The sequence below is a fragment of the Klebsiella grimontii genome, from assembly GCF_900200035.1.
GTDB classification, from domain to species: domain Bacteria; phylum Pseudomonadota; class Gammaproteobacteria; order Enterobacterales; family Enterobacteriaceae; genus Klebsiella; species Klebsiella grimontii.
In genome coordinates this window covers 45,226-59,338 of record NZ_FZTC01000034.1, presented here as the reverse complement: position 1 = coordinate 59,338, position 14,113 = coordinate 45,226, and the positions used below count along the sequence as shown (strand labels likewise).

Sequence of the window (14,113 nt, the reverse complement as noted above, 5' to 3'; positions counted from 1 at the left end):
GAGTCGCGCCGCCTCCGGGGAGAAGGCGGGCGGGAATATCGCTTTAACGCTCTTCCAGCGTATACGGCAGCGGCTCGATGCTCAGGCTACCGGCATCGTCGCGCACGCGGAACACGCTGTCCGGTTCCATATCATTATTCATCACCACCTGCACCAGCAGACGGCCGTCGTCCAGCTGTACGGCGGCTAAAACGGTGCCGGTACGGCGCCAGTTGTCACCCATCTTCATTTCCAGGTCTTCCCCGGCTTCAGGCACGCGGCTGGCGGTCCCGGCCAGATACCACAGGGCGCGCTTGTTGGCACCGCGGAATTTAGCGCGGGCAACCATCTCCTGACCGGTATAGCAGCCTTTTTTGAAGCTGATGCCGCCCAGCGCCTGCAGGTTGGTGGCCTGCGGAATAAACTGCGCGCTGTTGGCGCTGTCGATGACCGGCAGACCGGCTTCAATATTCAGCGCCAGCCACTGCTGGCTATTGTTTAGCTGTGCTTCGCCGCGCAGCGCGTCGGTGATGCGGGTGGCGGTTGCCACATCGGTCACCAGCAGGAAGCGCTCGGCGGGATGCTCAAACCACAGCACGCTGGTGGCACCTTCGCTGACAACCTGTTTATCGGCATTCGGCAGCTCGTTAAACAGCGGCGTCAGCGCAGCGCGTGCCTGGAACCCGGCAACGCCCAGCAGCACGGATTCATCGTCGGCGGCGATGGTCACTTTAGAGAACACCGCATACTTTTTCAGTTCAGTCAGCTGCGCATCGCGCAGGCTGCGGCGCTCAATCCACGCAAAACCCTCGTTGCGACGGAAAACGCGCAGATTGCTCCACATCTTGCCCTTGGCGTCACAGTGCGCGGCAAGCAGATGCTGCTCGTCGGTCAGGTGGCTGACGTCAGCGGTGATCTGCCCCTGCAGATATTTCTCGCCATCCGGCCCGGTAATCGTCGCCAGCGCCCAGTCATCCAGCGTCATCAGCGTTAACGGCAGACGAGCGGAAGAGGAGGGCTGACGCGGAGGAAAAGGTGTAAAAGCCATAGTCATATCCTGAATAGCTTAACGCAGAGTGTGTGACTAATGGTAAAAGAGCTATGGTGCAATGCAAGCGCTTTTGCCAGGCCATTCGTGCCCTCAAAACTGGGCGCTAACGCGAACGAAATTATCAATAACCTGATTATTTTAGAGATTTCATGGAATAGCGCTCGTGAATCTTGATATTCCAGTGAAGTCAGCGGCGAAAACGGGTTAAACTAAGCAATATTTATAAGCAGGAAGTAAAACATGGATATTAACAATAAAGCTCGCATCCACTGGGCATGCCGCCGGGGAATGCGTGAACTCGATATCTCCATCATGCCGTTTTTTGAGCATGAGTACGATACGCTCAGTGATGACGATAAGCGGTTGTTCATCCGCCTGCTGGAAAATGACGATCCGGACCTGTTCAACTGGTTGATGAACCATGGCGAACCGGCTGATGCAGAACTGCAGCGGATGGTAAAATTAATTCAGACACGGAATCGGGAACGTGGTCCTGTGGCAATCTGATTTACGCATCTCGTGGCGAGCGCAATGGTTCTCACTGTTGATGCACGGCGTGGTGGCGGCGCTGGTGCTGGTGTTGCCCTGGCCGCTGAGCTATACCCCGCTGTGGCTGATACTGTTGTCGCTGGTGGTGTTCGACTGCGTGCGCAGCCAGCGGCGGATCCATGCCAGACAGGGGGAAATAAAGCTGCTGATTGACTCTCGCCTGCGCTGGCAAAAAGCGGAGTGGGATATCGTCGGCACCCCGTGGGTAATCAATAGCGGAATGCTGCTGCGTCTGCGGAATACGGAAAACCAACGTACCCAGCATTTATGGGTCGCGGCGGATAGCATGGACGCGGGAGAATGGCGCGACCTGCGTCGGCTGGTGTTACAGAAACCGACGCAAGAGTAGGCAAAGGCTCAGGAGAACTGCTCAGCCATTTCACCGAGGATTTGCTCGCACCAGTTCTGAATGCGCTCATCGCTCAGATCGTACTGGTTCGTTTCATCAAGCGCCAGGCCAACGAACAGCTGGCCGTCGGCGATGACCGGTTTCGGGCTGGTGAATTCATAGCCTTCGGTAGGCCAGTAGCCAATGAACTTAACCCCTTTGGTCGCCAGCTTATCGTGCAGCATACCGAGCGCGTCGAGGAACCATTCGCCGTAGCCGAGCTGGTCGCCCATGCCGTACAGCGCGACGATTTTATCCTGCAGATCCAGCGTATCAAGCTGCTGCCAGACGGTTTCCCAATCTTCCTGGATCTCGCCGAAATCCCAGGTCGGAATGCCGAGGATCAGCACGTCATACTGCGTCATCAGGGCAGGGGAATCATCTTTCAGGTTGTGCAGCGTGACCAGTTCAGGGCCGATAATATCGCGGATTTTTTCCGCCGCCATTTCGGTGTAGCAGGTGCTGGAACCGTAAAAAAGACCTATGTTCATCGCGGAAACGTCTCAATTCTTGCTGTGACTTTGCGCTTAGTGTACCAGAAAGGCCGCGCCCGCCTGCAACTCGAATTATTTAGGGTATAATGGCGCCGTTTTAATAAGCAAAGAGGCCGGAGTGGAACAGGATCTCGCACGAATCGAGCAGTTTCTTGATGCCTTATGGCTGGAGCGTAATCTGGCGGAGAACACGCTAAGCGCCTACCGCCGGGACCTGACGATGGTGGTGGAATGGCTGCATCATCGTGGCCTGTCGCTTGCCAGCGTCAGCGGCGAAGATCTCCAGTCGCTGCTGGCGGAGCGGCAAACCGGCGGCTACAAGGCCACCAGCACCGCGCGCCTCCTAAGCGCCGTGCGACGCTTCTTCCAGCATCTTTACCGGGAGAAAATTCGTCCGGACGATCCCAGCGCGCTGCTGGCCTCGCCAAAGCTGCCGCAGCGGCTGCCGAAGGATCTGAGTGAGGCGCAGGTGGAGCGGCTACTCCAGGCTCCGCTGGTTGAACAGCCGCTGGAGCTGCGCGATAAAGCGATGCTGGAAGTGCTGTACGCCACCGGTCTGCGCGTTTCCGAGCTGGTGGGCCTGACCATGAGCGACATTAGCCTGCGCCAGGGCGTGCTGCGCGTGATTGGTAAAGGAAATAAAGAACGTCTGGTACCGTTAGGCGAAGAGGCGGTGCTGTGGGTTGAGAATTACCTTGAATACGGCCGCCCCTGGCTGCTGAACGGCGTGGCGTCCGATGTGCTTTTCCCCAGCCAGCGCGCGCAGCAGATGACGCGCCAGACCTTCTGGCATCGAATTAAGCACTATGCCGTACTGGCGGGGATTGATAGCGAAAAGCTCTCCCCGCACGTGTTACGCCATGCGTTTGCTACACATTTACTTAACCATGGCGCCGACTTACGCGTGGTGCAGATGCTGTTAGGACACAGCGATCTCTCCACGACGCAGATCTACACCCACGTGGCGACCGAGCGTCTGCGACAACTCCATCAACAGCATCACCCGCGTGCGTGAGTGCTGAAAAAAAGGACTGAGTATGAAAAAAGGTTTACTGATGTTCACTCTGCTGGCGACCACCTTATCCGGTGCGGCGCATGCGGATAGCGCGGCGATTAAGCAACTGCTGGCGAAGCTGGGTGTGCAGAGTTCGGACGTGCAACCTTCGCCGATCAAAGGCATCAGCACCGCATTGACGGACAGCGGCGTGATATACGTTACCGATGACGGTAAGCACATTATCCAGGGGCCGATGTACGACGTCAGCGGCGCGCAGCCGGTAAACGTCACCAATACGCTGCTGGCCGGTAAGCTGAACGCGCTGGAAAAAGAGATGATCGTCTATAAGGCGCCGCAGGAAAAACACGTCATCACCGTCTTCACCGATATTACCTGCGGCTACTGCCATAAACTGCACGAACAGATGAGCGACTACAACGCGCTGGGGATTACCGTGCGCTATCTGGCCTTCCCGCGCCAGGGGCTGCAAAGCGAAGCCGAGCAGAACATGAAGGCTATCTGGTGCGCCAAAGATCGCAACAAAGCCCTGGATAACGCGATGAGCGGCAAAGGCGTGCAGCCGGCCAGCTGCGATGTTGATATCGCTAAACACTACACGCTGGGCGTGCAGCTTGGCGTTAACGGCACGCCGGCGATGGTGCTGAGCGACGGCACCCTTATGCCCGGCTATCGCGATCCGAAAGACCTGAAAGCGCTCCTCGATGAGCATCAAAAACAGACAAGCGGTAACTGATTCGCGTGAAACAACAGATACAACTACGCCGCCGCGAGGCGGTTGACGGCGTCGATTTACCTGCCGATCTCCCGCCGCTGCTGCAGCGGCTGTACGCCAGCCGCGGCGTGCGCAGCGCGCAGGAGCTGGAGCGCGGGGTGAAAGGCATGCTGCCGTGGTCGCAGCTGACCGGCGTCGAAAAAGCGGTAGAGATACTTTACGGCGCATTTAAGCAGGGGCTGCATATCGTGGTGGTCGGCGACTTTGACGCTGACGGTGCCACCAGCACCGCGCTGAGCGTGCTGGCTCTGCGCGCGCTGGGTTACGGCAACGTTTCGTACCTGGTGCCAAACCGTTTTGAAGATGGCTACGGCCTGAGTCCGGAAGTAGTCGATCAGGCTCACGCCCGCGGCGCGCAGCTGATTATGACCGTCGACAACGGCATTTCTTCGCACGCTGGCGTCGATCATGCCCACGCGCTGGGTATTCCGGTGCTGGTAACCGATCACCACCTGCCGGGGGATTCGCTGCCCGCGGCGGAAGCGATTATTAACCCGAACCTGCGCGACTGTGAGTTCCCGTCGAAATCGCTGGCCGGGGTGGGCGTAGCTTTTTATCTGATGCTGGCGCTGCGCACTTTTCTGCGCGATAAAGGCTGGTTTGAGGAGCGCGGCATCGCGCCGCCGAATCTGGCTGATTTACTCGATCTGGTGGCGCTTGGCACCGTGGCGGACGTCGTACCGCTGGATGCCAACAACCGGATCCTGACCTGGCAGGGGCTGAGCCGCATTCGGGCGGGGAAATGCCGTCCGGGCATTAAAGCGCTGCTGGAAATCGCCAACCGCGATCCGCAAAAGCTGGCGGCAAGCGATCTCGGCTTTGCGCTCGGCCCGCGTCTGAACGCGGCGGGGCGGCTGGACGATATGTCCGTCGGCGTGGCGCTGCTGCTGTGCGACAACACCGGCGAAGCCCGGGTGCTGGCCAATGAGCTGGACGCGCTGAACCAGACGCGTAAAGAGATAGAACAGGGGATGCAGGCGGAAGCGCTGACCCTGTGTGAAAAGCTGGAACGCAGCGGCGAGACGCTGCCCGGCGGCCTGGCGATGTACCACCCGCAGTGGCATCAGGGCGTCGTCGGCATTCTGGCCTCGCGTATCAAAGAGCGCTTCCATCGCCCGGTTATCGCCTTTGCGCCCACCGGCGACGGTACGCTCAAAGGCTCAGGTCGGTCGATTCAGGGGCTGCATATGCGCGATGCGCTGGAGCGTCTGGACACGCTCTATCCGGGGCTGATTATGAAGTTTGGCGGCCATGCCATGGCGGCAGGGCTATCGCTGGAAGAGGCGCGCTTTGAAGAGTTCCAGCAGCGCTTTGGCGAGCTGGTGACCGAGTGGCTCGATCCGGCGCTGCTGCAGGGCGAAGTGGTCTCCGACGGTCCGCTGACGGCGGCAGAAATGAGCATGGAGGTCGCGCAGATGCTGCGCGACGCCGGGCCGTGGGGGCAGATGTTCCCCGAGCCGCTGTTTGACGGGCGTTTTCGTCTGCTGCAGCAGCGGCTGGTCGGTGAGCGTCATTTGAAGGTGATGGTTGAACCGGTCGGCGGCGGCCCACTGCTGGACGGTATCGCGTTCAATGTTGATACTTCCCTTTGGCCGGATAACGGCGTTCGCGAAGTTCAGCTTGCCTATAAGCTGGATATCAATGAGTTCCGCGGCAACCGCAGCCTGCAGCTGATCATTGACCACCTCTGGCCAAATTGACAACAGTATATTAATGAGAGCGCGAATCCGGTAGAATTCCGCTCTTATCACCGCATTTTGACGAATCCATTAAAAGAAACCGACCATGTTTGAAATAAATCCGGTAAAAAACCGCATTCAGGACCTCACGGAGCGCTCGGGCGTTCTTAGGGGGTATCTTTGACTACGATGCTAAGAAAGAGCGTCTCGAAGAAGTAAACGCCGAGCTGGAGCAGCCGGACGTCTGGAACGAACCCGAGCGCGCACAGGCGCTGGGCAAAGAGCGTTCCTCGCTGGAAGCCATCGTTGATACGCTGGATCAGATGTCTCAGGGGCTGGAGGACGTATCCGGCCTGCTGGAGCTGGCCGTTGAAGCCGACGACGAAGAGACCTTCAACGAAGCCGTCGCTGAGCTCGATGTGCTGGAAGAGAAGCTGGCACAGCTGGAATTCCGCCGCATGTTCTCCGGTGAATACGACAGCGCCGATTGCTACCTCGATATCCAGGCCGGTTCCGGCGGTACGGAAGCGCAGGACTGGGCCAGCATGCTGACGCGCATGTATCTGCGCTGGGCTGAAGCGCGCGGCTTCAAGACCGAGATCATTGAAGAGTCTGAAGGCGAAGTGGCGGGCATTAAGTCCGTGACCATCAAGATTATCGGCGACTACGCCTACGGCTGGCTGCGTACTGAAACCGGCGTTCATCGCCTGGTGCGTAAGAGCCCGTTCGATTCCGGCGGCCGCCGCCACACCTCTTTCAGCTCCGCGTTCGTTTACCCGGAAGTGGATGACGATATCGATATCGACATCAACCCGGCGGATCTGCGCATTGACGTTTACCGCGCATCCGGCGCGGGCGGCCAGCACGTTAACCGTACGGAATCCGCGGTGCGTATCACCCACATTCCGACCGGCTTAGTGACCCAGTGCCAGAACGACCGTTCGCAGCACAAGAACAAAGACCAGGCCATGAAGCAGATGAAAGCGAAGCTTTATGAGCTGGAAATGCAGAAGAAAAATGCCGAGAAGCAGGCGATGGAAGATACCAAATCCGACATCGGCTGGGGCAGCCAGATCCGTTCTTACGTGCTGGATGACTCCCGCATTAAAGATCTGCGCACCGGGGTAGAAACCCGCAACACTCAGGCGGTGCTGGACGGCAGCCTGGATCAATTTATCGAAGCAAGTTTGAAAGCAGGGTTATGAGGAACCAACATGTCTGAACAACAAGCACAGGGCGCTGACGCGGCAATTGACCTTAATAATGAACTGAAAGCCCGTCGTGAGAAGCTGGCCGCGCTGCGTGAGCAGGGTATCCCGTTCCCGAATGATTTCCGTCGTGACCACACCTCTGACCAACTGCACGCTGACTTCGATGGCAAAGAAAACGAAGAGCTGGAAGCGCTGAACGTTGAAGTCGCCGTCGCTGGCCGCATGATGACCCGTCGTATCATGGGTAAAGCCTCCTTCGTTACGCTGCAGGACGTTGGCGGCCGCATTCAGCTGTACGTCGCCCGCGACGATCTGGCGGAAGGCGTCTACAACGAGCAGTTCAAAAAGTGGGACCTTGGCGACATCATTGCCGCGCGCGGTAAGCTGTTCAAAACCAAGACCGGCGAGCTCTCTATCCACTGCACCGAACTGCGTCTGCTGACCAAAGCCCTGCGCCCGCTGCCGGACAAATTCCACGGCCTGCAGGATCAGGAAGCGCGCTATCGTCAGCGCTATCTGGACCTGATCTCCAATGATGAATCGCGCAACACCTTTAAAGTGCGTTCGCAGATCCTGGCGGGCATCCGTCAGTTCATGGTCGGCCGCGGCTTTATGGAAGTTGAAACCCCGATGATGCAGGTGATCCCCGGCGGTGCTTCCGCGCGGCCTTTCATCACCCATCACAACGCGCTCGATCTGGACATGTACCTGCGTATCGCGCCGGAGCTGTACCTGAAGCGTCTGGTAGTCGGCGGCTTCGAGCGCGTGTTCGAAATCAACCGTAACTTCCGTAACGAAGGCATCTCCGTTCGCCATAACCCAGAGTTCACCATGATGGAACTCTATATGGCCTATGCGGACTATAAAGATCTGATTGAGCTGACCGAATCCCTGTTCCGCACCCTGGCGCAGGACGTTCTGGGCCACACTGAAGTGCCTTACGGCGATCAGACCTTCGATTTCGGCAAGCCGTTTGAAAAGCTGACCATGCGCGAAGCGATCAAGAAGTACCGTCCGGAAACCGAGATGGCCGATCTGGATAACTTCGATTCTGCAAAAGCCATTGCGGAAAGCATCGGCATTCACGTTGAGAAGAGCTGGGGTCTGGGCCGCATCGTGACCGAGATCTTCGAAGAAGTGGCGGAAGCGCATCTGATTCAGCCAACCTTTATCACCGAATATCCGGCAGAAGTCTCTCCGCTGGCGCGTCGTAACGACGAAAACCCGGAAATCACCGACCGTTTTGAATTCTTCATCGGCGGGCGTGAAATCGGTAACGGCTTTAGCGAGCTGAACGATGCGGAAGACCAGGCGCAGCGCTTCCTCGATCAGGTTAACGCGAAAGCCGCCGGTGATGACGAAGCGATGTTCTATGACGAAGACTACGTTACCGCGCTGGAGCACGGCCTGCCGCCGACCGCGGGCCTCGGTATCGGTATCGATCGTATGGTGATGCTCTTTACCAACAGCCACACCATCCGCGACGTGATCCTGTTCCCGGCGATGCGTCCGGTAAAATAAGCATTACGCGAATAAACGAAACCCCAGCGCTGCTGGGGTTTTTTATGCCTGACGGCTAAAGTTTATCAACGCATTACGCGCATTGTCGTCCGCTGCCTGCATCACCATCCACGGGCTAAACGCCCACGGCGTCGCGCGAATCCCGCTCAGAACATCCGCAAGATTGCTCCACTGAACATCCATCACTTCGTCAGGATTTATCCGTAACGCGCTGGCTATTCGTGCCGCATAGACCGGACAGACCTCGTTTTCGACGATGCCATTCGGCGCGACGGCCCGATAGCGAAATGCCGGAAAGACTGGGGCGATGCGGGTAATCTCAACGCCAAGCTCAAAGCGGCAGCGGCGCTCAACGGCCTGTTCGAAGGTTTCGCCGGTTTGCGGATGCCCGCAGACTGAGTTCGTCCACACGCCAGGCCAGGCTTTTTTGCCCAACGAGCGGCGCGTGACCAGCAGTTGGCCTTGTTCATTGAACAACCAGCAGGAAAACGCGAGATGCAAAGGGGTATCGAGGGTGTGAGCGGCATACTTCTCCAGCATACCTGAAGGCTTATCTTGCTTGTCCAGCAAAATGACATGTTCCCCGGCCATGACAACTCCTGAAATGAAAAATGACCCGGCACAAACCCGCCGGGTCATGTACTCAGGCCACTAGGGTAGCCCATAAATGGGACAAAGGCATTACCAAAACAAGCCCTGGCAACATGTTGGCCACTGGAAAGAGCTTAATGTTACAGATGCGCAGCCCGGTCGCCACCATCAGCAGTCCGCCGGCGCAGGAGAAATCCGCCATCATATCAGGCGAGATCGACGGCAGAATAACCACCGCCAGCATCGCCAGCGCAATCTGAATAATGACCTGCGGGATAGCAATGGTCATCACCGCGTAGCCCAGCAGCGTCGCGAAAATCCCGGCGGTAAACAGATCGAGAATCGTTTTGATATACAGAATTGACGGATCGCCGCTCATGCCTTCGGTCATCGCGCCGAAAATACCGGTGCCGCTGGCGCAAAACAGAACCAGGATGGCGACAAATTTCTCGGTAAACTCTTCATGGCCAAGGCCATTGACCGGCGGCAGCACTTTGTTGATCAAACCGCGCGTGGAGCCTGCGGCTTTACCGATGCCCTTTTCCAGATGCAGCAGTTCGCCGAGGATGGCGCCAATCACCATTGCCAGCACGACGGCGGGCATATATTTCACTTTGAGCACCAGCGTAATACCAAGACCAACGGAGCACAGGCCGAAGGTCATCGGCAGCGCCGTTTTGACGCGCTCGGGGAGCTTGCCGCCCGCCGCAGCGCCGATGAGTCCGCCGATAATCACGGCGGCTCCGTTTACATATGGGCCGATTAACATTGAATGATTTCCGGTTAATTAAAACGTAGCTCGCCTTCACCCCAGCGGGGGATGTTGTTGACCTGCAGGTCAAACAGATCGAGCGCGCGATTGACGCTATGGGTAACGATGTCGTCCGCCGTTTGCGGACGCTGGTAAAGCGCCGGGACCGGCGGAAAGATAATCCCGCCCATTTCGGTTACAGCGGCCATATTGCGGATGTGGCCGAGGTTCAGCGGCGTTTCCCGGGCCAGCAGCACCAGGCGACGACGTTCTTTCAGCACCACGTCCGCCGCGCGGGTGAGCAGGTTGTCGGTCAGGCAGTGGGCGATGGCGCCCAAAGAACGCATTGAACACGGTGCGACCAGCATCCCCAGCGTTTTAAATGAACCGCTGGAGATAGCTGCGCCAAGATTGGCGATGGGATGCACCACGTCGGCCAGCGCCATCACCTCGTCCAGGCGGTAATCCGTCTCCAGCTCGCAGGTTTTTTCCGCGCCTTTAGAGACGACCAGGTGGACTTCAACGGGATGCGGGCGCAGTAGCTCCAGCGCCTTAACGCCGTACTGAAACCCGGATGCGCCGCTGATACCAATGATGATGCGTGCCGTCATGAGGTTCTCCTTTTATTCGAAATCTGCCAGGAAGCGCTTCACGTCCACTTCTTTAAATCTGGATCGCTGGAAGTTGTGCTTCAGATGGAACGGCACCGTGCAGTCGAATATCGTTTTGCAGGACATTCCCTGCTGCAGGATGCTCGGGCTGTATTCCGGTACCTGCGACGGATCGAGCGGATGGCAGCGAACGCCGGGAATAGTGATTGTATCGACATCGCCCTGATAGCGGGTTTGCATGGCCCAAAGCACGTCGTCGCTGTCGAAAATATCGACGTCTTCATCAACCAGAATGACGTGCTTCAGTTCCGGGAAGGCTGAGAACGCCAGCAGAGCAGCCTGACGCTGACGCCCTTCGTCCGCCGGGGAGGATTTTTTGAACTGCAGCACCGCCAGCAGCTTGCCGCCGCCCGCCGAATGGGCAAAGACGTTCAGCAGCTTGCCCGGCATCGCGCGTTCGACCATATCCAGGATGCTGGCTTCGGTCGGGATACCGGCCATATTGACGTGTTCTTCGCCTGGCCCTACGGTGGTGCGCCAGATAGGGTTAATGCGATGGGTGACGGCTTTCACCTTGATCACCGGAATAGCTTCTTTCGCTTCGCCGGTATAGCCGGGGAATTCCGGCATCGCGCGCCCTGTATCAGTGTTCTGGTCTTCGCGTACGCGGGCGTGGGGCAGCAGTTCGCCTTCAATGACGATCTCAGCGTGGGCGATCGCTTTCTCGTTGATGGTTTTACACTGCGTCATCTCCACCGCTTTGCCGCGCAGCGCGCCGGCGATACTTAACTCGTTGAAGCCCAGCGGGGTGGTCGGCGGCTCAAAGCAGGCGGCAATTTCAATCGCCGGATCGACGCCGATGCTGATTGAAATCGGCAGCGGCTGGCCTGCGGCTTCCGCCTTCATGCGAAATGCGTCGATGTGGCGGCCGGGCGTTAGCCACATGGAGAGTTCGTCGCGGCTCTGGACGCACAGGCGATGAATGGTGATATCGGACTCATGGGTTTCTGGATCGGAGGCGTAGCACAGGCCCATCGTAATATAGGGGCCAGCGTCTTCTTCGGTATTCGTCGGCGCCGGCAGCAGCTTGCGCAGATCGAAATCGGCATCGTTCGCCAGATGAATCACTTCCTGGCAAACCGCTGTGCCCTGGGTCATCACCGGGGCTATCGCCTTCTCCACTGAATCCTTCAGCAGGTGCCCCAGTTTTGCCGGTTCACACTGGAGAAAATGGCTGACGCGCTGGCGGGAGCCATTCAGGCCAATCGCCACGCTGATATTTTCAAAGCCTTTGATTTTATTGAAGACCATGACCGGGCCATTCTTGCGGGTTGGACGCTGGCAGGTGCCGCCGGCGCCTACGTAACGATAGACGCCGGAGAGTTCGGCGTGCGGGTCGACTTCGGTATCGGTTTCAACATACTCGCCGGGAAGGGTTTTCAGTAGTTCCAGCGCGGAGCGTAAATCATGTACCGATGAGGGTGTTTTGTTGTCACTATTTGCCATGGGATGTTCCTTCGGAAAAGAAGTTTTGCTCCCAGCACAATATTTTTACTGCGGCGGATAAACAAATACCGTTTACCGGATGGTCAGTAGATCAAAAAAGTTTATTTTAACAAGGTGTTAAATAATAATTAATTAATATGAGGAGCAACGCTGCGGCTTTTTATTTCTCCGTCTAAGTGTGATACTGGTGATAAATTACACTGCGGATAATGATGATGGATTTAAAGCGCTTACGCTATTTTTGTCGGGTGGTGGAACAAGGTTCGGTTAGCCAGGCGGCGAAGTCTCTGAACATGGCGCAGCCGCCGCTCAGCAAGCGAATTCAGGAGCTGGAAGAGGAGCTTCAGGTATCGCTTTTTGTTCGCCGGGGAAACCGCATTGAGCCTACGGAAGCCGGTTTTTTTCTCTATCGAAAAGCGTGTGAAATATTACGCCAGGTAGAGGATACGGCGCGGGAAACGACGGATATTGCGCACAAAAACAGAACTGAATTGAGAATCGGCTTAACTCATCTCTATCAGAATTATTTTAAAGCATTGCTGATGGAGGTATATCGACGTCATCCCGACACTTCCATAAATATTTCCGTTACCGACTCCAGCCACCTCGAGACGTTATTAACCGAGGGCGCAATTGATTTAGCCTTAATCCAGCGCCCCTACCGTAGCGAAGGTTTTGATTATGTCTCTTTTGATCCGATTAAGCTGGTCGCGGTGATCAATAAAAAATGCTTGCCGGAGCCGCCGTCTAATCCCTATAGCTACACGTCGCTGGCGGCGCTGCCATTAGTGTTGTTGCATCGTGCAAAAGATTCAGGGACTTACGAGATGCTGATGGATCTGTTTCGTAAATCTGGGGTCAATGCGAAGGTTATCATGCATATCACGCAGCCAGGGGTTATCCTCGACTGGCTGGACTCCGGCCTTGAGGCTGCGACGTTACTACCGTCTTCAGAAGTGGATGCCGATAAACTTAGCCACTGCTACGTGGTCGATGTTTTTCCCTCGCCGCAAATATTCTACCCGGCGCTGGTAAAATTGCCGTCTATGCCTTATCTGCCCGCGCTGATGGATATTATTACGCATGGCTATCCGTTTAATACTTCTGTATGAAGGGTAGCGATTGGGGATTGCCTTACGGGCTGGTATGATAATCGCCCCTGGTTTTGAGGTGAATGTTTGTGTTAAGCGCAGGACGCCTGATGAGAAAACGCTTTGTTATCGCAATAATGTTGCTGAGCAGCCTGATCGTCGCGGGGTGTTCCAGCTCATCCGATTCCGGTTCCACCTATACCGTGAAGCGCGGCGACACGCTGTACGCTATTTCACGTTCCACTGGCACCAGCGTCAGGGATCTCGCCCGTCTCAATAATATTTCACCTCCCTATACCATCGAAGTCGGGCAAAAGCTGAAGCTGAACAGCGGTTCAGGAACCACGGCGAAGGCGGGGGCATCCGGCAAGAAATCGTCAGCGAAACGTACCGCCGCCGTGACGCCCTCTTCGGCGGTGCCGCAGTCCTCCTGGCCGCCGGTCGGGCAACGCTGCTGGCGCTGGCCAACCAGCGGTAAAGTCGTGCTGCCATACTCCACCAGCGATGGCGGCAATAAAGGTATCGATATCGCCGGTAAGCGCGGCCAGCCGGTGTATGCGGCAGGGGCGGGCAAAGTGGTGTACGTGGGCAACCAGCTGCGCGGCTACGGCAACCTGATTATGATTAAACATAATGAGGACTATATCAGCGCCTATGCGCACAACGACAAGCTGATGGTGAACAACGGCCAGAGCGTGAAGATTGGCCAGCAGATCGCCACCATGGGCAGCTCGGACGCGGATTCCGTGCGCCTGCACTTCCAGATCCGCTACCGGGCGACGGCGATCGACCCGCTGCGCTATTTGCCGCCACAGGGCAGTAAGCCTAAGTGCTAAAAGGTTATTTTATCGGCAGTTAGCCCGGTTTGGGCTTGTCAGCGGGTGCGTAAGGTCTATAATGA

General features: G+C 57.1%; 15 protein-coding genes. 9 read left to right on the top strand and 6 right to left on the bottom strand.

All coding sequences use genetic code 11. From position 1 onward, the window contains the following. Nucleotides 1-43: 43 nt before the first annotated feature. Nucleotides 44-1,027 (bottom strand): tRNA-modifying protein YgfZ, encoded by a 984-nt coding sequence (gene ygfZ, locus KOSB73_RS25780; protein ID WP_049087337.1) that lies wholly within the window; start codon nucleotides 1,025-1,027, stop codon nucleotides 44-46. Nucleotides 1,028-1,270: 243 nt separating this feature from the next. On the opposite strand from ygfZ, the gene sdhE reads away from it, so the two are divergent. After that, a complete protein-coding gene (gene sdhE / locus KOSB73_RS25775) occupies nucleotides 1,271-1,537 on the top strand; it encodes an FAD assembly factor SdhE (protein ID WP_004105561.1) in 267 nt (88 codons plus the stop codon). Beyond that, complete coding sequence (locus KOSB73_RS25770) at nucleotides 1,518-1,928, top strand: protein YgfX (protein WP_004134421.1); 411 nt, start codon at nucleotides 1,518-1,520, stop codon at nucleotides 1,926-1,928. The genes sdhE and KOSB73_RS25770 overlap by 20 nt, the downstream gene beginning before the upstream one ends. An 8-nt stretch (nucleotides 1,929-1,936) precedes the next feature. Here KOSB73_RS25770 and fldB read toward each other — a convergent pair whose 3' ends face one another. After that, nucleotides 1,937-2,458 (bottom strand): flavodoxin FldB, encoded by a 522-nt coding sequence (fldB, locus tag KOSB73_RS25765; protein ID WP_004134423.1) that lies wholly within the window; start codon nucleotides 2,456-2,458, stop codon nucleotides 1,937-1,939. 121 nt (nucleotides 2,459-2,579) lie between these two features. Between fldB and xerD the strand changes: the two genes are divergently transcribed. From xerD to lysS, 5 genes are all read left to right on the top strand, one after another. Next, entirely contained in the window at nucleotides 2,580-3,476 is an 897-nt protein-coding gene (gene xerD, locus KOSB73_RS25760; RefSeq protein WP_004124942.1) for a site-specific tyrosine recombinase XerD, read from the top strand. Between the two features lie 22 nt (nucleotides 3,477-3,498). Next, nucleotides 3,499-4,212 (top strand): bifunctional protein-disulfide isomerase/oxidoreductase DsbC, encoded by a 714-nt coding sequence (dsbC, locus tag KOSB73_RS25755; protein WP_004134425.1) that lies wholly within the window; start codon nucleotides 3,499-3,501, stop codon nucleotides 4,210-4,212. 5 nt (nucleotides 4,213-4,217) lie between these two features. Beyond that, entirely contained in the window at nucleotides 4,218-5,951 is a 1,734-nt protein-coding gene (recJ, locus tag KOSB73_RS25750) for a single-stranded-DNA-specific exonuclease RecJ (protein ID WP_004134426.1), read from the top strand. Between the two features lie 85 nt (nucleotides 5,952-6,036). Continuing rightward, nucleotides 6,037-7,135 (top strand): peptide chain release factor 2 gene (prfB, locus tag KOSB73_RS25745; protein WP_098066859.1). Its coding sequence is split into 2 segments (ribosomal slippage): nucleotides 6,037-6,111 and nucleotides 6,113-7,135, totalling 1,098 coding nucleotides; the frame shifts between segments, so codons are not numbered across the junction. A 9-nt stretch (nucleotides 7,136-7,144) separates the two neighbouring features. After that, nucleotides 7,145-8,662: a lysine--tRNA ligase gene (lysS, locus tag KOSB73_RS25740; protein WP_004134430.1), complete on the top strand. Its 1,518-nt coding sequence runs from the start codon at nucleotides 7,145-7,147 to the stop codon at nucleotides 8,660-8,662. A gap of 42 nt (nucleotides 8,663-8,704) precedes the next feature. Here the strand turns inward: lysS and idi are convergent, their stop codons facing one another. From idi to KOSB73_RS25720, 4 genes are read right to left on the bottom strand one after another with little or no spacing between them, the layout of a single operon-like run. After that, the gene (gene idi, locus KOSB73_RS25735) at nucleotides 8,705-9,253 is read right to left on the bottom strand and encodes an isopentenyl-diphosphate Delta-isomerase (protein ID WP_004134432.1); all 549 of its coding nucleotides are present in this window, start codon (nucleotides 9,251-9,253) and stop codon (nucleotides 8,705-8,707) included. 52 nt (nucleotides 9,254-9,305) lie between these two features. Further along, on the bottom strand, nucleotides 9,306-10,022 hold the full coding sequence (locus tag KOSB73_RS25730; RefSeq protein WP_004134433.1) for a DUF554 domain-containing protein: 717 nt from the start codon (nucleotides 10,020-10,022) through the stop codon (nucleotides 9,306-9,308). Between the two features lie 14 nt (nucleotides 10,023-10,036). Then, nucleotides 10,037-10,615 carry a UbiX family flavin prenyltransferase gene (locus KOSB73_RS25725; protein ID WP_023321611.1) on the bottom strand — a complete coding sequence of 193 codons (579 nt, stop codon included), beginning with the start codon at nucleotides 10,613-10,615 and terminating at the stop codon, nucleotides 10,037-10,039. Between the two features lie 12 nt (nucleotides 10,616-10,627). Beyond that, on the bottom strand, nucleotides 10,628-12,121 hold the full coding sequence (locus tag KOSB73_RS25720; RefSeq protein ID WP_049087338.1) for a UbiD family decarboxylase: 1,494 nt from the start codon (nucleotides 12,119-12,121) through the stop codon (nucleotides 10,628-10,630). Between the two features lie 215 nt (nucleotides 12,122-12,336). Between KOSB73_RS25720 and KOSB73_RS25715 the strand changes: the two genes are divergently transcribed. Together KOSB73_RS25715 and actS are read left to right on the top strand one after the other, a co-directional pair. Continuing rightward, on the top strand, nucleotides 12,337-13,233 hold the full coding sequence (locus KOSB73_RS25715; RefSeq protein WP_049099823.1) for a LysR family transcriptional regulator: 897 nt from the start codon (nucleotides 12,337-12,339) through the stop codon (nucleotides 13,231-13,233). Nucleotides 13,234-13,322: 89 nt separating this feature from the next. Then, complete coding sequence (gene actS, locus KOSB73_RS25710) at nucleotides 13,323-14,048, top strand: amidase activator ActS (protein WP_004124922.1); 726 nt, start codon at nucleotides 13,323-13,325, stop codon at nucleotides 14,046-14,048. Nucleotides 14,049-14,113: the final 65 nt, after the last annotated feature.